The organism is Chryseobacterium sp. AG844 (assembly GCF_003182335.1).
Taxonomy (GTDB): domain Bacteria; phylum Bacteroidota; class Bacteroidia; order Flavobacteriales; family Weeksellaceae; genus Chryseobacterium; species Chryseobacterium cupriresistens.
Window position 1 is genome coordinate 1 of sequence record NZ_QGTV01000030.1, and the last position, 16,563, is coordinate 16,563.

19 protein-coding genes are annotated in these 16,563 nt (G+C 39.9%); 1 reads left to right on the forward strand and 18 read right to left on the reverse strand.

Annotated elements, in window-relative coordinates:
* The 18 genes from DEU40_RS20665 to DEU40_RS22545 all read right to left on the reverse strand — a co-directional run.
* Nucleotides 1–186, reverse strand: a 186-nt coding sequence (locus DEU40_RS20665; RefSeq protein ID WP_146207891.1) for an alpha/beta fold hydrolase, incomplete at its 3' end; no start/stop codon positions are given.
* Between the two features lie 51 nt (nt 187–237).
* Nucleotides 238–756 carry a DsbA family protein gene (locus DEU40_RS20670; RefSeq protein ID WP_110011603.1) on the reverse strand — a complete coding sequence of 173 codons (519 nt, stop codon included), beginning with the start codon at nt 754–756 and terminating at the stop codon, nt 238–240.
* 2 nt (nt 757–758) lie between these two features.
* Entirely contained in the window at nt 759–1,220 is a 462-nt protein-coding gene (locus DEU40_RS20675; RefSeq protein WP_110011604.1) for a redoxin domain-containing protein, read from the reverse strand.
* Nucleotides 1,221–1,224: 4 nt separating this feature from the next.
* Nucleotides 1,225–1,917 carry a YoaK family protein gene (locus tag DEU40_RS20680; protein ID WP_181398012.1) on the reverse strand — a complete coding sequence of 231 codons (693 nt, stop codon included), beginning with the start codon at nt 1,915–1,917 and terminating at the stop codon, nt 1,225–1,227.
* 5 nt (nt 1,918–1,922) lie between these two features.
* Nucleotides 1,923–2,969, reverse strand: a complete 1,047-nt coding sequence (locus DEU40_RS20685) for a cupin domain-containing protein (RefSeq protein ID WP_110011606.1) — start codon at nt 2,967–2,969, stop codon at nt 1,923–1,925.
* 133 nt (nt 2,970–3,102) lie between these two features.
* Nucleotides 3,103–3,660: a hypothetical protein gene (locus tag DEU40_RS20690; protein ID WP_110011607.1), complete on the reverse strand. Its 558-nt coding sequence runs from the start codon at nt 3,658–3,660 to the stop codon at nt 3,103–3,105.
* Nucleotides 3,661–3,861: 201 nt separating this feature from the next.
* Entirely contained in the window at nt 3,862–4,413 is a 552-nt protein-coding gene (locus tag DEU40_RS20695; protein WP_228406588.1) for an antibiotic biosynthesis monooxygenase, read from the reverse strand.
* A 22-nt stretch (nt 4,414–4,435) separates the two neighbouring features.
* A complete protein-coding gene (locus DEU40_RS20700; RefSeq protein ID WP_110011609.1) occupies nt 4,436–5,494 on the reverse strand; it encodes an NADH:flavin oxidoreductase/NADH oxidase in 1,059 nt (352 codons plus the stop codon).
* A gap of 12 nt (nt 5,495–5,506) precedes the next feature.
* A complete protein-coding gene (locus DEU40_RS20705; protein WP_110011610.1) occupies nt 5,507–7,714 on the reverse strand; it encodes a hybrid sensor histidine kinase/response regulator in 2,208 nt (735 codons plus the stop codon).
* A 110-nt stretch (nt 7,715–7,824) separates the two neighbouring features.
* Nucleotides 7,825–8,520: a LytR/AlgR family response regulator transcription factor gene (locus DEU40_RS20710; RefSeq protein ID WP_002978774.1), complete on the reverse strand. Its 696-nt coding sequence runs from the start codon at nt 8,518–8,520 to the stop codon at nt 7,825–7,827.
* 54 nt (nt 8,521–8,574) lie between these two features.
* On the reverse strand, nt 8,575–9,048 hold the full coding sequence (locus tag DEU40_RS20715; protein WP_110011611.1) for a Dps family protein: 474 nt from the start codon (nt 9,046–9,048) through the stop codon (nt 8,575–8,577).
* A gap of 164 nt (nt 9,049–9,212) precedes the next feature.
* Nucleotides 9,213–10,058, reverse strand: coding sequence for a sugar phosphate isomerase/epimerase family protein (locus tag DEU40_RS20720; RefSeq protein WP_228406589.1), 846 nt, complete (start codon nt 10,056–10,058; stop codon nt 9,213–9,215).
* 15 nt (nt 10,059–10,073) lie between these two features.
* A complete protein-coding gene (locus DEU40_RS20725) occupies nt 10,074–11,483 on the reverse strand; it encodes a carbohydrate porin (protein WP_110011612.1) in 1,410 nt (469 codons plus the stop codon).
* Nucleotides 11,484–11,488: 5 nt separating this feature from the next.
* Nucleotides 11,489–12,733: a sugar MFS transporter gene (locus DEU40_RS20730; protein WP_110011613.1), complete on the reverse strand. Its 1,245-nt coding sequence runs from the start codon at nt 12,731–12,733 to the stop codon at nt 11,489–11,491.
* 11 nt (nt 12,734–12,744) lie between these two features.
* The gene (locus DEU40_RS20735) at nt 12,745–13,659 is read right to left on the reverse strand and encodes a carbohydrate kinase family protein (RefSeq protein ID WP_110011614.1); all 915 of its coding nucleotides are present in this window, start codon (nt 13,657–13,659) and stop codon (nt 12,745–12,747) included.
* A gap of 54 nt (nt 13,660–13,713) precedes the next feature.
* Nucleotides 13,714–14,721: a LacI family DNA-binding transcriptional regulator gene (locus tag DEU40_RS20740; protein WP_110011615.1), complete on the reverse strand. Its 1,008-nt coding sequence runs from the start codon at nt 14,719–14,721 to the stop codon at nt 13,714–13,716.
* Nucleotides 14,722–15,089: 368 nt separating this feature from the next.
* Nucleotides 15,090–15,236, reverse strand: a complete 147-nt coding sequence (locus DEU40_RS22540) for a bacteriocin-like protein (protein WP_171006234.1) — start codon at nt 15,234–15,236, stop codon at nt 15,090–15,092.
* Between the two features lie 26 nt (nt 15,237–15,262).
* Nucleotides 15,263–15,406: a bacteriocin-like protein gene (locus tag DEU40_RS22545; protein WP_171006235.1), complete on the reverse strand. Its 144-nt coding sequence runs from the start codon at nt 15,404–15,406 to the stop codon at nt 15,263–15,265.
* A 270-nt stretch (nt 15,407–15,676) separates the two neighbouring features.
* On the opposite strand from DEU40_RS22545, the gene DEU40_RS20745 reads away from it, so the two are divergent.
* The gene (locus tag DEU40_RS20745; protein ID WP_110011616.1) at nt 15,677–16,537 is read left to right on the forward strand and encodes an alpha/beta fold hydrolase; all 861 of its coding nucleotides are present in this window, start codon (nt 15,677–15,679) and stop codon (nt 16,535–16,537) included.
* Nucleotides 16,538–16,563: the final 26 nt, after the last annotated feature.

The window sequence follows — 16,563 nt, forward strand, 5'->3', positions numbered from 1 at the left end:
GCTGGAACGCCCGTGGCCTCTTCTGTCGTGGGTAACCACTCTGTAGCCTTTCTGTAAAAAGAAAATCACCTGTGCATCCCAATCGTCTGATGATAAAGGCCATCCGTGGTGAAACATTAATACCGGGCCTTGCCCCTGATCTTTGTAAAAAATTTCTGTTCCGTCTTTTAATGTTAATGTGCTCATTGTTGTTTATTTTTAATGTTATAAATTGATTTTGTTTAAATATTTTTCTGATTAATAGGCAGTATTTTCACGTACCAACTGGAAAAGGTCTTCTGCACCGCCATTGAATTTATTTCCATTAATGAAAAATGAAGGCGTTCCGTTGACTCCGCTGATGATGCCGCTTTCAAAGTCCGAGTCTACCTTTTCTGCCAATTCCTTCTTATGAATATCAACTTTGAACTGAGGGATATTTAATCCCAGTTTTTCTGCAAGCTTTAACGGAAGATCAGCATTCAGATATTCCTGGTTTTCATAAATGGCATCATGCATTTCCCAGAATTTTCCCTGCAAAGCTGCCGCTTCTGCCGCCAGTGCTGCCGTTCTTGCATACTGATGCATTTCTGACAGAGGAAAATTTCTGAATACAAATCTGATCTGATCTCCGAATTCTTTCATTAACTCTTTAAGAACCGGATAGGCTGCTCCGCAGTAAGGACATTGATAATCCCCGTATTCTACAATGACTAAGCTGGCATCTGAGCTGCCCTGAGTGTGGTCAGCATTGCTGACTGATGGTTTAAGTGACATAATTATTTCGTGTTAAGGTTTTCTAATGCTTCTAAAATTCCGTCTGCACCAGGATTGATTGCGGTGGGAGAGAGATAGCTCCATTCGATGAGGCCGTCTTTATTGATGACAAAAAGGGCTCTGTTGCATTCTCCTTCTTCGTCATTGTAAACACCATATTTCCTGGCTGTTTCTCCTTTGGCTTCAAAGTCTGCAAGCAGTGGAAAGTGCAGGTTTCTGGATTGTGAAAATGCCAGGTGGCACCATTTGCTGTCTACGGAAATTCCGAAAATCTCCGCATCATATTTTTTGAAATACTTCAGCATTTCGTTGTATAATGCCATCTGGTCACTGCACACCGGGCTCCAGTCTGCCGGGTAAAATGCAAGAATGACATTTCGTCCTCTGAATTCGGATAAGGTAATCTTCTGATCCGGGGTTGCAAATAATGTAAAATCAGGGGCAACCGTATTTTTTTCTAGCATAGGATTAGTTTTTAAATGTTGGAATTGGTATTGTAAATGCACAGATGAGCAGTAAGGCTGCCGGAAACATCAACGTCCAGTTTCCTGAATAAGAGAGCAGGAATGGAGCTGCTGAAGCACCCGAGAGAAAACCCATCCATAAGAATAACAAATGAAAAATATTCACTTTGTATTCCTTCCGCTCGTCTGCCTGATTACTCATGACAAACAGAGCTGCTGTTCTTGCCAGGCTGTTTAAAGTTCCTGTCACAAAATCAGTATTGATCTTTTGGTTACCCACCGAAGTGACAATGGTGTTCATCAGACCCATTGAGAAACCGATAACAGCTATAGACATTTCATTAGCAATATGCTCATAATAATCAGTCATACTGTAAAGGATCATGATGCCGGAGACAGTGTAGAAGATCATCTTTGTGCTTCTGAACTTCTTTGATAATGATAGACACGTTCCTGTATAAATCCCCGCCAGAAAAAAGATGATTACAATGACAGAACTGATGATAACACCATATTTTTCACTGAAAACTGCTGCACCTAACTGGGTCGTATTGCCGCTCATAAAAGAAACGTAGGTTTTCCACCGTATCAGTCCTGTAGCATCTGTATATCCTGCGATAAAAGCAAGGAATACTGCCAGTTTCTCCTGTGTTCTGACGGTCTTGTCAGGAAGCAGGATTTTTGTTTCCGGAAGCACAGGCGCTATTTTCTAGGTTTGATGAATACTTTCTTTTCCGGGAATTTTTCTATTTCTCCTTCCTTCAGTCCGAAATTGGTGATGACCACATCTTTCGGGTTTCCTGCCAGCCATTCGCTGATATCAATGGATTCATAGGTGCCGCTATTAAATCCGATCAATACTTTACAGACGGTATCTCCGGTATTTTTGATATAATGCCCGGCTCCCATAGGTACATAGCCTACATCACCGGCATTGAACTGTTCTGTGACAGATACTCCTTCCGCCAGGAATACCGACATTTCTGCCTGTCCGGATATAAAATACTGCCACTCATCGGCATTAGGATGCCAATGCATTTCTCTTAAAGCTCCGGGCTGCAGCTCCAGTACAGAACCGGCCATTGTGGTGCTGATCGGAAATTCCTTACTCGTAACCAGTCTCTGCAGCCCTCCGCCGGGAATGATTCTTGGCTGCTGGGAATGCAGAGGATAGCGGTGAAGGCTTGTCAGTTCAATGTCTGATTCCTCGGGAAGGGCTGTGGCATTAATGGACAGTTCATCCGGAACAACTCCTGCTGCGAAGTAAACCTCTTTCTGTGGAAGTTCTGCTACTTCTTCAAGGCTTAGTCCTAAATTCTGTGCAACGATTTCAGGGGGCATACTTGACACAAAATCTGTAATGCTGAAGGTATGGTCTTCCGAAAAATTACCGTTGTCAAAAATCAGAATGAAATGACATTCCTCTGTTCCGGTAGCCTGGATGGAATGTCCGTAGCCTTTCGGGAAATACCATACGTCACCGGGTTCAAAATTATCGGTATAACTCTGTCCGTCCGGATGGATAATCGTTGTACGTACCGTTCCTGAAATTACATACGCCCATTCTGCGGCATTGGCATGCCAGTGAAGTTCTCTCATGCTTCCGGGCTGTAATCTCATAGAAACTCCGGCAATACCTACAGAAGCAGGGAATTCTTTTACGGAAGCACCTCTTGTTGTACCGCCGTCATTGGTACGCGGTTCTTTTTTTTCTAATTCGTATCTGAAACTTAACGATGATGGATTCATGGTATTATTTTTTTGTGATTAATGCTCTTTGTTTTTGCTATTGTAAAGCTACTTCTGAATTTTACTTTTTCTTGATGTCATTCGGTGAAAAGGCAAAATGAGTCGTTGAGAATATGAAGGGCTTGCTACTTTCTTAAAAAGGCTGGTTGTATTGCCCTGTCAGTGCTTTATTTTCAATGCTTTTTGCAAAGTTTGGTGTTTCCTCATGATTGTGGGCATCAGAAGCGGCCTGTCTTGATGCAGCAGCATCTGCAAGGTTGATCCCGTGTTCTTTCATATATTCAAACATTTCGGGGGTGGCTGTCGCATGAATTTCATTGGTATAAAGACAGGTGTTTTCATCAATCTTTGTCACTTTCAGTTCCCATAAGACCTGAACTTTTGTGCGCCCGTTTTGGGTAATTGAATCCGAGATGGAAAGCATGCGGCAGTAATCAGGACGGTGAATATCTGCAACATAATGCTGTACCATCAGTGCATCTCCAATCGTTTCTACATTTAAAGACACTGGTTGGCCATCAAAAGTAACTGAAATAGCAGCTCCGATATGCTGGGTAGAGCAGCGTTGGTATTCGGCGTCCGGCAGATTAAGCAGCCAGTCTGCGATATTCACTTTTTTAATGGGTGCATGGATGATGGCACTTACGCTTGAATGAGATAGTGCGTTTTCGGGAGTTTGTAAGATTTCCATAGTTGTTGATTTTGATTGTTATGTTATTGATGATGTAAAGCTACAAATCGGCCGTTCTCATTTTTAATGCTGTTCGGTCAATAGGCGAAAACTGTCGTTGAATAAGCTGGTGGTGTTCAAATGGTAACAGGGTGAACACTATGAAAACAAAAAAATCACTGTGGGTTACAGTGATTGATAAATGATAATTTTTAAATAGGGTTATTGATACAGCCATTTTTTGATCAGCCTGGTATAATTGGGCATCACGGCAAACACCATCAGAAAAACGATGATTCCGGAATTGATGAATCCATCAGAATAATGATTGGGCGGAATATGTAAAAACCGTAAAAAAGGAATGATCAAAGCAGGAATAAGAACAGACAGCGGATAAATGGCAGACCAGGTTGCCAGAAACTGTTTCCAGCGTACCGGAACTTTATTCCCTTCATTTTCTGTAGTAAAAAGAAAATCAAGCCCGGATCTGATCTGGTAATGGTCGTTTTTCCTGAACAGTGGATTCGCTTTCTCAATAAGCTTTTTCCGGTTATCCGACTCCATCCAGCTTTTAAGATGATTAATCGTATCAAAACGGATAATGACAGTGTATACAAAAGTCAGATCGGGAATAGGACGAATAATCTGCAGATCAATAAAGCCTTCAGAATGTTTGGTGACAGGCACAATTTCGTCCAGCCATTTTTCATACTGTGATTGTTTTCCATCCAGAATATGATGGGTAATCACTACGGAGGCACCCTGATTTTCCATAACTGATTTTTTATGGGTTAATTTAATACGCTCTTTTATACTGCCACGGAATTTCTGTTTCAACACCTAATGCTCTGGCTGAATGCATGGCAAAATAAGGATCTCTAAGATGTTCCCGGGCGATAATCACCAGATCTGCATCTCCATTGGCAATGATATCATTGGCCTGTTCCGCTTCTGTAATCATTCCCACAGCTCCTGTTAAAATCCCGGTCTGTTCTTTAATCGCTTTTGCAAAAGGAACCTGATATCCCGGAAATACCTTATCCTTGCTTACATTGGTAAATCCGCCGCCGGATGCCGTAATGAAATCTACACCGTTTTCTTTTAGGATTTCCGAAAGTCTGATACTGTCTTCCAGAGTCCAGGCTTCATCCGATTCTATATAATCAACTGCAGAAATTCTTACGAACAGAGGCATTTCAGCAGGAATAACTTTCCTGATTTCCTGAACGGTTTCTACAAGAAAACGGATTCTGTTCTCAAAACTTCCGCCATATTCATCCTGTCTTTTGTTGATCACTGCGGAATAAAACTGATGGAATAAATAACCATGGCCTGCATGCAGTTCAATGGTATCAAAGCCTGCTTCAAGGGCACGAAGGGCTGCTTTAACGAATTTAGTCTTCAGTTCCTGGATCTCATCAATGGTGAGTTCTTCTGCAAAAACTCCGTTGAACTCATGAGCTGAGGAGGATTTTACGGTCCAGCCTCCTTCTTCCGGAGTGAGGGGTTTCATTCTTTCATTGGGATGTTTCAGGCTTCCTTTTCCTCCTGCATGCCAGAGTTGAACCCCTATTTTGGAGTCCTGTTCATGCACAAAATTTACGATGTTTTTCCAGGCATTTTTCTGTTCATCGTTCCAGATCCCTACATCGGATAATGTAGCCAGACCTTCTTCTGAAACAGCTGTACATTCGGTAAGAATCAATCCTGCACCGCCAACAGCCCTGCTTCCAAGGTGAACGAGATGCCAGTTGCCGGGAACTCCGTTTTTAGCGCTGTATTGCTGCATAGGAGATAGTACAATCCTGTTCTTTAAGGTAAGACTGCCAATGTGTATGGGTGAAAATAAATTCATTTTTTCTTATTTTTAAATTGTTTTTGAAAATGCTTCAGCTTCGGAAACTGCTTCTGTCAGAACTTTCTGTACTTCTGTTAGTATTTTTTGCAGATCAGAGCTTTCTGCTGATGCTGTTTCAAGAATATCAAGTTTTTCCTTTAACAGAGGATGTAATCCCATGATGGCAATGCTGGATTTCAGATCATGAGCCCACAGTTTCACCTCCTGAAAATCTTTGTTTTCGTAAGCCGTTGTCAGTTTCTGTAGATGATTGGGAATATTCTCAATAAACTGTTGAGTGACCATTTGTTCGAAGCTTTTGTCGCCACCGCTTACCGCCTGCATATAGGAGAGATCAATATACTGATAGTCAGATGACGGATTTTCGGTTTTCTTTTCGTTTTTATTATTTTCTTTAAAACCGAGTTTAGAAATCAGCATAAACAGCTCTTCTTCATTGACAGGCTTAGGAATATATTCGTTCATCCCACGGCTCAGGCATCTTTCTCTTTCCCCTGCCAGCGCATGGGCGGTCATTGCGATGATCGGAATATCCAGTCTGAGTTCTTCCCGTATTTTTTGGGTGGCAGCATATCCATCCATCTGCGGCATCTGTATATCCATTAAAACAAGGTCGCATGCATTGCTTTTGAGATAACTTACTCCTTCAAGACCATTCGATGCAATATGAAAATCAATATTCCACTGGGAGAGCAAATGTTTCATCAGGCTTTGATTGATCACATTATCATCAACCACCAGTACTTTCAGGGGCGTATTGGATTTATCTTTAAAATAGTGGGGATCAACAGCTGGAATGACAGTAAGCTGTTCCTCAGCAATTCCGTAAGGAATATAGAAATGAAATGTAGTTCCTTTGCCCTGTTCACTGCTTACTTCGATGTTTCCGTTCTGCAGTACAATCAGGCTTTTCACTATGGATAAACCTAATCCTGTTCCACCGTAATTTCTCGTAGTTGAATCTTCTCCCTGGTTGAATCTTTCGAAGATTTCAGTGAGCTTTTCTTTGTCAATTCCAATTCCTGTATCTGAAATTTTAAATCCCAGAACGGCTTCCTTCTCTTTCTTCTGTTTACTGTAGATTTCAACAGCAATATTTCCCTGATGGGTAAATTTTATGGCATTTCCGATGAGGTTTACTAAAATCTGCGTCAGTCTTGTGGCATCTCCCACCAATGTGTCAGGAATGGAAGGATCAATCGTACTGGATATGGTAAGTCCTTTTTCTCTCGCCCGTTCTGTAAAAAAAGTTTCTACGGAATTAACCAGTCCGTTGATGCTGAAAATTCCCGGGGTAATGCGCATCATCCCGGCTTCTATTTTGGATAAATCCAGTATGTCATTAATGATCGCCATCAGGTTTTCCCCGGAACGTTGTATTGAAGAAACAAATTCTGCTGAAGTTTCATCCAGTGGGCGTTTTTGCAGCAAATTGGTGAAACCGAGAATTCCGCTTAAAGGAGTTCTGATTTCGTGGCTCATATTGGCAAGGAAATTTTCTTTGGTCTGTGCTGCTACCAACGCTTTTTTCTCGGCAATATCAAGTTCGTTTATAAGTAACCTCTGGCGTTTGAACTGACGAAGAATGTGATATCCAACGACAGAACCTCCCAAAATCAGTAAGACCAATATTGAAATGTCATAAAATCTTGCTTTCTGCCCCATTTCCTCACTTTTCTGGCTGAGTTCAACCATATTCAGCTTTCTGCTTTCATATATTTTAGCCGTGATGCTGGTGATTTCATTAGAAATTTTTCGTGCACGCGGATTGGCAATCGAGGTATTATCGTCCATGTTTCCAACAGAAAGATAACGGTGCAGGAGTTTATCTTTGGTTGTTTTCTTTTCCATGGCAAGAACGCTTAATCTGTGAATCAGCTTTTCTTCCTCAGCATTTACATTGTCTTTGGAAAGAGAATCCAGGAAATTTTCAATCTGACTGATTTTTTGGTCAATGCCTTCAAGATGCGTGGTGTCATTCGTTGCAATAGACGCCCTGATTCTGCTTTCCACTCCCAGAATATCACGGTCAATCTCCCGTAAATGATTGCTTGAACGCAATTCGCTCAGCAAGGTATTGTTATTCTGAATCAGCGCCTTGGTATTCCCTGCAGAATTGAGCTGAACAGCTATCAATAGGAGTGAGCCTGCAATAAATGTCAGGATAATAAAATAGCTGAATCGTTTGTTATCCATTACTGAAGATATATTTTTCATAAATAACGGTCTGATTTAAGATAAAAATTCCGGTGAAGAGCCGGGATTACTCCGGGCCCATTCAAAAATAGAGATCAAAAGATGGACAAACATGCCATATATCTGTCATGCTAAAAGACATTCATTCTGGTATTGAGTGCCTTACGGTACGCATCCGCTACGGGAATGAATTTGCCGTTGATCATAATACCGCCGTCCTGAAGGGTGTCAATTTTGCCTACAGAAACAATATAGGAACGGTGAACTCTTATAAAATGATCCTTGGGAAGACGTTCTTCGGCAGTTTTCATTTTACCGTGAATGGCAAACATCTTTTCTTTGGTGTAAAACTTTACATAATCACCCATGGCTTCTGCGTAGAAAATATCATCCAGTTTTAAGCGCCTTGTAATATTGGAATCCCTTACAAAAAGAAACTCATCCCTTGTGATTTCCACATTTTCTTTTCTGCTTTCAAGAATCGTCTGTGCCTTGCTTACAGCCTGCAGAAATCTTACCGGCATAATGGGCTTCAGAAGGTAATCTGCAATATTAAGCTCAAAGGCTTCCAGTGCATATTCCTTCTTTGAGGTCGTGAAAATGATGATGGTCTCTTTACCGGAAAGGGTTTTCGTGAGTTCAATTCCTGTCATTTCCGGCATTTCTATATCGAGAAATATCAGATCGACTGAATTGGACTGAAGATAATGATAAGCTTCTATGGCATTGGAAAACTCGCTGACAATGGAAAGATCCGGAACCTGTTTGGCGAGGTGTGCTAATGTTGTTCTTGCAATATCATTATCATCCACGATTAAGGCTTTCATAGGTATAGTTGTTTATGATTCACACAAAGATAATTATAACTTTTTTATTTTGTGTTATCTGAAATAGGAACGGATCATCCAGGCCATTTCTTCATGAGCTTCCATCAGGCCTGTAATGAAATCACTGGTGCCATAATCTTTGTACTTTTCTGCAAATGGAGTGATGTTTCCACGGAGAAATTCAATGATGCTTTCATGGTCACTTAATAAATCTTTCATGTATCCGAGGCCATCGTTTGTTCTTTCACTGTATTCCGTTAAATGAGTCAGTTCCAGATAGATTTTCATAGTCGCCGGTGCATAATGTCCGATTTTACGCATTCTTTCTGCAACGCTGTCAATCAGTTCATCCAGTTGTTTGTACTGTTCTTCAAAGAAAATGTGATTGGCGTGGAAATTATCTCCGGTTACGTTCCAGTGGGCATTTCTTGTTTTGATGTAAAGCAGTGTTTCATCTGCTAATAGTTTTGCTAATTGTTCTGCAACAGCTTCTGTGTTTTTTTCTGTAATTCCGATTTTTGTTTTCATAATAATAAGATTTTAGTTGGGCATTATTGCTTTTTTCTGATGTAAAGGTCTGCAATAACGCAACAAAACGGCTTGGAATTTCGATGAACGGGCAGAATCAATCGGTGAAAAGCGGACAATTTCCACTTTCCATAAGTTTCAAAATAATATAACACATAATTTTATCAACTGCAGAGATGCTTCCTTAAAAAATCAAGACTGCCTTCAGCCAGCTCCTGGGCATCATGAGGTGATTTCTGCCACAAGGAAACCTGTTCCTGCATTCCGGGAATTGAAGAAGAGAAATTTTCAAGAACGAGATTCCCTTCAAAATTGATATTTTTCAATGCTGAGAAAAACTCTTCCCAGTTGACAGTTCCTTCTCCCGGCATACCCCGGTGGGATTCTGTAACATGAATATGCTTCAGCATTTTTCTGGAATTGATAATCGGATCATAGAAATTATTTTCCTCAATATTCATATGAAAGGTATCAAGGTGAAGGAAAAGATTATTTTTGCCTGTTTTCTTTATAAGTTCCAGGACATTTTCTGCCGTATTGCAGACATAGGATTCATAGCGGTTAATAGGCTCTATGGCAATATCGATACTTTTGGTTTGGGCGTAATCCGCCACATGGCACCACACATCAGCAATGATTTCTTTTTCGTTTTCTGTAAGTGGCTTTCCTGTAAAAACACCGATTCCGCCATGCAGGACACCAGCCAGAAGATGGGTTTCCAGTTCATATACTTTATCGATGGCTTTTTTGATAAGCTTTTCCGCTGCTTGGGGATAAAACGCAATGTGAGCATCTTTGGGAAGGTTCAGTGAGCATACTGCTTCCAGATGGTTGTCTTTCAGCTGCTTTTTTACGGTTTTGGCATCAAAATCCATTGATCCGGGCAGCAGAATTTCGATCAGATCAAAGCCAGCCTGAGCCGTTTTTTCTATCGCATATTTTCCAGATTCCGCATTCCATAGCGGTGTGATCCAGGAGAGTAGGGAAGCCCCTAACTTTATATTCATCATATTTTTTTATTTAATTTAAAAAATCCACCATTCTGTTCGTATTCCGAAATAAGTCCCGTATCTTTTGGCTCCTGACTGCTGTAAAAACGGTGAGTAAAGACTGTTCATAGCCTCATCATTGTACCTTGATACTTCTGCAATAAAACGGATGTGGGGTCTTGCCCAGACGCTTCTTTCAGCGGTAGGTACGATGGTAGGAGCCAAAACCAGCTTCATCATTGATGCTGCATCCTGGATTCCGTTTTTTCGTGTTGCATAGTGAAATTCAGAGAGAATATGAAACCAGTTGTTGTAATAATAAGTGGCTCTGATTCCCGTATTAAATTCTGTTTTTTTGTTGAAAATTTCACGGTTATAATAGTCCATCGCTTTGTCAGTACTGCTTGATCCTCCCTTACTTTTGGTGAAAACGGCATAGGGATTAAGCGACCAGCGGTTTGAGATATTCCAGAGGAAATGTTCAACAACCGTAAAAGAGTAAGCTCCTTTATATGTTTTTGTGACTTCATCAGGAGCTCCGTAGGTTCGCCAGGTCTGTGTATTACCATTATCACCTCCATTGGCAATTCCTGTCCCGTATCTTACAGAAAGCTGATTGAATGAACCCGGAATTGTCGTTGCAATATCTGTATTTAATTTAGCTCCAAAAACCCAGCCCTGATCAGATGGATATTGCTCTACAGAATTTTCCCCTGATTTTTCTACATGATGAAATTCTGCCAGTAATTTCAGCTTGTGCTTTGTATTTTTAAAGGGAAGGGTCTGCTCAAGGACAAAAACTTCTCTCTGTCTGTAGATCAGGTTTTTTGATCCGCTGATCACATTGGTGTATGAATATGGAGTGGAATTGCTGGCTGTGGTATCAATAGCTGCCGGGAAAAACATTGAAAACCTTGTGTTTTTATGTTTTAGTCCCCAACCGGTTGCCGAATGGTCATCAAAATAAAAGTAATCTGCAATATGAATGTCATCATATCTCAGCCATCTTGATCCCGCCCAGACATCCCAGTCACTTCCCATAATGTTTCTTGCTTCAACAAAGGCTTCCGGCAAGGCAACAATCATTCCCTGATTGGATTTTGAGTCTACATTTCCCAGAAAAGTCCCTCCTGAATAAAAGCTCAGTCTTGCCTGCATATCGATCTTTGTACTTTTTGTACTGTCACCGTTCACCACCGGGCTAAAATGGAAGGATGGTAAGAAATCTACATAATCTCCCTGATCCATTCTGCCTCCTAAAGATCCCTGATTGTTCAGATTCAGCTGTCTTCCTGTTTTTCCATCGGCATTCGGAGAATAACCGGCTCCGATTCTTCCCGTTGTTCCGAAGGAAAATTTCTTATTGGTTATCGTGATCTGGGCATTAATTTCCCTGCCAGCACACGTAAGTAACATGAGCCAGGCTAATAAAAGCTTTGTTTTCATAGGGATTATTTAAGTGTTTTAGGCTTGTAGTACTTTAATGCAAATAATAAAATAACAACATAGCACAGAATAGGAAGCAGATACGCATGAGCAATATCTTTTTCAGCAATTCTTCCCATGATCGGTGGAAAAACAGCTCCTCCAAACATGGCCATAACCAGGAATGAGGAAGCCTGCTGAACTTTAGATCCTAATCTTTTAAGCCCAAGACTGAATATGGTAGGATACATCACACTGAGGAAAAGATTGAGCAAAATAAGGCTGACAAATGATATCCATCCGAAACTTTGGGAAATAATCAGGCACAGAACAATATTACATGCGGTAAAAATAGCCAGCAGTTTGTTGGGAGCAATAAATCTCATCAGGAAAGTTCCGATAAATCTTCCGATCATCATCATGGCCATACTTAAAGAAAAGTAATAGGAAGCCTGAATTTCCGGAAGGTGCATTTTTTCTACCCCGTAATTGATAAAATAAGCCCAGGTTCCGCCCTGTGCGGCAATATTAAAAAACTGGGCAATAACTGCAAATATAAAATGTCTCTGTTTGTAAAGTGGTGCATGCGGATCTGATACGGAAACATCTTCTCCTTTTTCATTGTCTGAAATGATGATATCTTCTGCATGAGGGTCTTTCAGATCAGGAACTCTGATAAAGCTGAAAATAATGGTAATCGCGAGAATGACAATCCCAATCCAGGTATAAAGATTTTTTACTGAATCCAGGGATCCTGATCCTGAATCAGGAGTTCCGAAAATAAAATATCCGCCTAAAAGAGGACCGATAATAGCTCCCAGACCATTAAAAGACTGGGCAAAATTAACCCTCTGATCACTCGTCCTTTCATCCCCCAAAGCGGCTACAAAAGGATGGGCTACCGTTTCAAGGGTTGCCATTCCCATCGCAAGAACAAAAAGAGCTAGTCTGAAAAAGTTAAATGAGGAAGTGTCGGCGGCCGGAATAAACAGAAAGGCTCCCAGTGCAAACAATGAAAGACCCAGGATGACTCCTAATTTATAACCAAATCTTTTCATAAACAGACCTGCCGGAACGCCCATCAATGCATATGCCCCAAAAATGGAAAGCTGTACCAGCCCTGATTTGGACTTCGAAATGTGAAGAACGTTCTGGAAATGCTTATTCAGAACATCACCCATGGTAAGAGCAATAGCCCAGAAAAAGAATAAGGAGGTAACAAAGGACAGGATGATATAGTATTTCTTATCTGTAAATTTTGGAGTATTCATATCGTATGTTTTTAAGAGGTTTTACAGCTGTTTTTTTCTCTGAATGCCTTGAATTCTTCATAGGTATAATCCGGACATGCTCCTGATTTCGAAGTGATAAAGGCTCCCAGTGAAGTTGCCTGTTTCATGATCTCTTCCGGCGATTTTCCCTGAATTCTTTTAGACAGGAAGCCGGCCAGAAAAGAATCCCCACTGCCCACAGTATCTGCAATTTCAATATGAACTGCCGGAAAATTATAGGCAGTATCCCCCACAAAATATCTGGCGCCTTTACTTCCCTTGGTCAGAACAATTTCATTTAAATTAAAGTAAGCCTTAAGATGTTTAATGCTGGTATCTTCATCAATATAGTCTTCACCGAGATATTCAAGAATTGTTCTGAGCTCTGCCTTATTCATTTTAACAAGGTCAGATTTGTGCAATAATTTTTTAATGAATTCAAAATCGATAAAAGGAGGGCGGAAATTAACATCAAAAACCCTGAACTTTGAATATTCCAAAAGTTGCAATAGTGTATTTTGGGAAGCTTCACTTCTGGTGATCAGACTTCCAAAAACAAATGCTTCTGAATTTTGAATCAGTTCTTTATGTTCCGGCAGAGGTTGGATATAGTCCCAGGCAACATCCTGTACAATATCATATGCAGCCTCTCCATGCTCATCAAAATCAGCAATGACCGTTCCTGTGGCTTTTTCCTGGTCTACCTGTATAAAATCTGTGGTTATTCCCCAATCCTGAATCTGATTAAGAAGACGGTGTCCTAATTCATCATTTCCTATACGGCTTAGCATCTTGGTATCGATTCCCATTTTGAAAAGATTATAAGCAACATTAAATGGTGCACCACCAGCTCTGGACCCTGTAGGAAAGATGTCCCACAGAACTTCTCCAAAGCAAACGACATCGTTGAATTTATTTGTTATCATATTAGGTTAAACGTTTAAGTTATTGTTTAAAAAAAATGTTTTATATCAGATTAATTATTTTAAAGAGGCTTTAGCAACCAGCTTTGCGGATAATGTTATTCTTTTTCCGGTTGCAGTATAATCAGTGATTTGCCAGTCCAGAAGCTTGATAGCCTCTTCAGCCATTTCTTCAATGGGCTGCTGGATGTAGGTAATCTCCGTAGGGAAGAGGTCATAGGCATCCGTTTCATCAAATGCCAATACTGAGACCTGTTCCGGAACTTTTATATTGTTTTTAACGAGATAGGAAAGCCCTGCTACCGCAAGTTTATTACTGGAAAAATATAACGCAGTATTTTCTGGAGTTTTCCCCAACGTACTTTCAAGCTTAGAATGTACCTCCTGTACAATATTTTCCAATCCTACCAGAAGATATTGAATTTCAACTGTTTTGCTGGAAGAGCTTACCGCTTTCTCAAAGCCATGCTGGCGGTCCAGAAGGTGTGGAAGATCAGTTTCATAGCCAACGTAGATCATTTTGTCAAAGTTCTTATTAAGAAGCAGGCTGGCTGTACTTTCTGCGATCTCCTGGTTATCAATGGTAATTCCGGGAACAGAAACACCTTTAAGATATCTGTCGATCGTTACAACAGGATATTTAATATGAATAAGGTTTTCTAGTGTCTTTTCTGACCCTGCTACGGGGGCAACGATCATTCCGTCTACCTGCTGCTGTGAAAAGAGTTCGGTAAGTTTTTTAAATTTTTCTGCATTCTCATCAGAACTGCCGATGATCAGGGTATAACCCAACTTTAAAGCTTTATCTTCAAGATTTCTTGCCATATGGGAATAGAAGTCATTGGAGATATCCGCCACGATTAATCCAAGAAGCTTTGTTTTATTGGTTTTCAAACTTTTTGCAATCTTATTCGGAGTATAGTTAATCGTTTCAGCAATTTCAAAAATTTTTTTCCGGGTCTCCTCACTGATACGCTGTCCTTCCTTTCTGTTAAGAACATAAGATACGGTGGCTACGGAAACTCCTGCCAGTTTAGCAATATCTTTTATGGAAGACCTTTTCATTTTATTTTTTTAATGCACAAAAATATTTCAGAAAATAGTAAAAAAACAATAGCTGTTTTTTTTGGTGGTTTCCGAAAAATATGTAATTTCGCACTTTTTTTAAAAATAACCAACATCTTCATTATCAGCGTTTTACTTTATTGTTGTCTTTTTTCAATATGAATAAATTGTTAACTTATTGAATGTAGAGATTAAATTTAGGTTAAACGTTTATCCAATAAATTTAATTTTTTAGATTTAAATAGCTGGAAACTAAGTTTTATATTTAATAATAAAGAAACATAATAATGAGAGTTTTTACTTTATACTATAAAATAAAACCCTGCAACTCATATGAATTGCAGGGCTTATTTTGAGAATACAGTCTTTTAACTTAAAATATCACATGGCGCTACACAGATCACCCATGGACATCTTTTGATTCCCGGAGGTGGGCAGCAGGCTTCAGAGCAGCTTGTCGCTCCGCCATTAATATTCCTCAACTGGTCTCTTGAAATTTTTTTTACATTTTTCATAGTCAAGTAATTGAATTACACTGAAATTAAGGCTGGTTTCCGCCACCGCATCCGTCGTAAGGCATACATTGCCACTTACCACCGATTAAACAAAGTTGACCACCTCTGCAGTCAATTCCTCCCTTAATTGTTTTCAATTCTTTTCTTTCGATTTTCTTTAAATTTTTCATAATAAATTGTACGTTTAGTTCAATTCGAAATTAATAAAATTTTATCAACCATGATAGAATTATTGTAAAATTTTTATTTTTTAGTTGCTTAATTGTAGAATGATTAAAGTTTATTTTATGTAATGAAGTAAAATGTTTTTTGGGAATAAGTTTAAACCAATCCTTAAACTATTCCTCTCATTTCTATAAAATCTTGCCCTGTGACAAGTCCGTTTTCCGATCGGGTTGGTAACTTTGACTTAAAATTAATCCACCAAATCTGATAATATTATGAAAAGTCTATTCAAATTCTCTGCAGTATTGTTCTTTATTATTATCCTTGCCTCCTCTCCGGTATATGGACAAAAAATAAAACCTTCTGAAAGTGGTTATGCACCTGTTAATGGCATCAAAGTTTATTATGAAGTCTATGGCAAAGGAAAGCCTCTTGTACTGTTACATGGCGCTTTCATGACGATTGATTTGAACTGGGGTGAATTGATCCCGGAATTGTCCAAAAACAGAAAAGTAATAGCTCTTGAATTACAGGGACATGGTCACACGCCTTTTTCAGAAAGGAAATTATCACATGCTACTTTAGCCAGTGATGTTACAAAGGTAATGGACTATCTGAAAATAGACAAGGCAGATGTGGCAGGGTACAGCTTTGGAGGTGAAGTGGCCTATAAACTGGCTATTCAAAGTCCGGAAAGACTGAACAAACTGGTTATCATTTCATCAACCTATAAAACTAACGGATGGCTGCCCGAAGTAAATAAAGCTCTTGAAGGAATGAAACCTGAACTCTTCACAAACAGCCCTATGCATACTGCCTATAATGCTGTAGCACCTGATAAAACAAAATGGAAACCATTTCTGGAGCAGATGATGGCTTCTGCCGGACAGCCTTTTGACCTGGGTGATGATAATATCTCTAAAATTCCGGTGCCTGTCTTAATCATAGCTGGTGATAATGACGGATTGGATAAAACAGAACTTTCAAAAACCTATAAATTATTGGGAGGTGATGTTTTTGCAGATATGGGCGAATTGCCAAAGTCCCAGCTGGCTATCGCTCCCGGACAAACCCATGTGAGTCTGATGATGCAGACGGCAATGATTCTGAATTATCTTAATGGTTTTTTGAAATAATAGAATGCCATCAAAGAATTGAAATC

Excerpts from the sequence above, each read along its gene's own strand:
- DEU40_RS20670 (WP_110011603.1), bottom strand. The coding sequence starts at position 756 with ATGTCACTTAAACCATCAGTCAGCAATGCTGACCACACTCAGGGCAGC.
- DEU40_RS20675 (WP_110011604.1), bottom strand. The coding sequence starts at position 1,220 with ATGCTAGAAAAAAATACGGTTGCCCCTGATTTTACATTATTTGCAACC.
- DEU40_RS20685 (WP_110011606.1), bottom strand. The coding sequence starts at position 2,969 with ATGAATCCATCATCGTTAAGTTTCAGATACGAATTAGAAAAAAAAGAA.
- DEU40_RS20690 (WP_110011607.1), bottom strand. The coding sequence starts at position 3,660 with ATGGAAATCTTACAAACTCCCGAAAACGCACTATCTCATTCAAGCGTA.
- DEU40_RS20695 (WP_228406588.1), bottom strand. The coding sequence starts at position 4,413 with ATGGAAAATCAGGGTGCCTCCGTAGTGATTACCCATCATATTCTGGAT.
- DEU40_RS20700 (WP_110011609.1), bottom strand. The coding sequence starts at position 5,494 with ATGAATTTATTTTCACCCATACACATTGGCAGTCTTACCTTAAAGAAC.
- DEU40_RS20705 (WP_110011610.1), bottom strand. The coding sequence starts at position 7,714 with ATGAAAAATATATCTTCAGTAATGGATAACAAACGATTCAGCTATTTT.
- DEU40_RS20710 (WP_002978774.1), bottom strand. The coding sequence starts at position 8,520 with ATGAAAGCCTTAATCGTGGATGATAATGATATTGCAAGAACAACATTA.
- DEU40_RS20715 (WP_110011611.1), bottom strand. The coding sequence starts at position 9,048 with ATGAAAACAAAAATCGGAATTACAGAAAAAAACACAGAAGCTGTTGCA.
- DEU40_RS20720 (WP_228406589.1), bottom strand. The coding sequence starts at position 10,058 with ATGATGAATATAAAGTTAGGGGCTTCCCTACTCTCCTGGATCACACCG.
- DEU40_RS20725 (WP_110011612.1), bottom strand. The coding sequence starts at position 11,483 with ATGAAAACAAAGCTTTTATTAGCCTGGCTCATGTTACTTACGTGTGCT.
- DEU40_RS20730 (WP_110011613.1), bottom strand. The coding sequence starts at position 12,733 with ATGAATACTCCAAAATTTACAGATAAGAAATACTATATCATCCTGTCC.
- DEU40_RS20735 (WP_110011614.1), bottom strand. The coding sequence starts at position 13,659 with ATGATAACAAATAAATTCAACGATGTCGTTTGCTTTGGAGAAGTTCTG.
- DEU40_RS20740 (WP_110011615.1), bottom strand. The coding sequence starts at position 14,721 with ATGAAAAGGTCTTCCATAAAAGATATTGCTAAACTGGCAGGAGTTTCC.
- DEU40_RS22540 (WP_171006234.1), bottom strand. The coding sequence starts at position 15,236 with ATGAAAAATGTAAAAAAAATTTCAAGAGACCAGTTGAGGAATATTAAT.
- DEU40_RS22545 (WP_171006235.1), bottom strand. The coding sequence starts at position 15,406 with ATGAAAAATTTAAAGAAAATCGAAAGAAAAGAATTGAAAACAATTAAG.
- DEU40_RS20745 (WP_110011616.1), top strand. The coding sequence starts at position 15,677 with ATGAAAAGTCTATTCAAATTCTCTGCAGTATTGTTCTTTATTATTATC.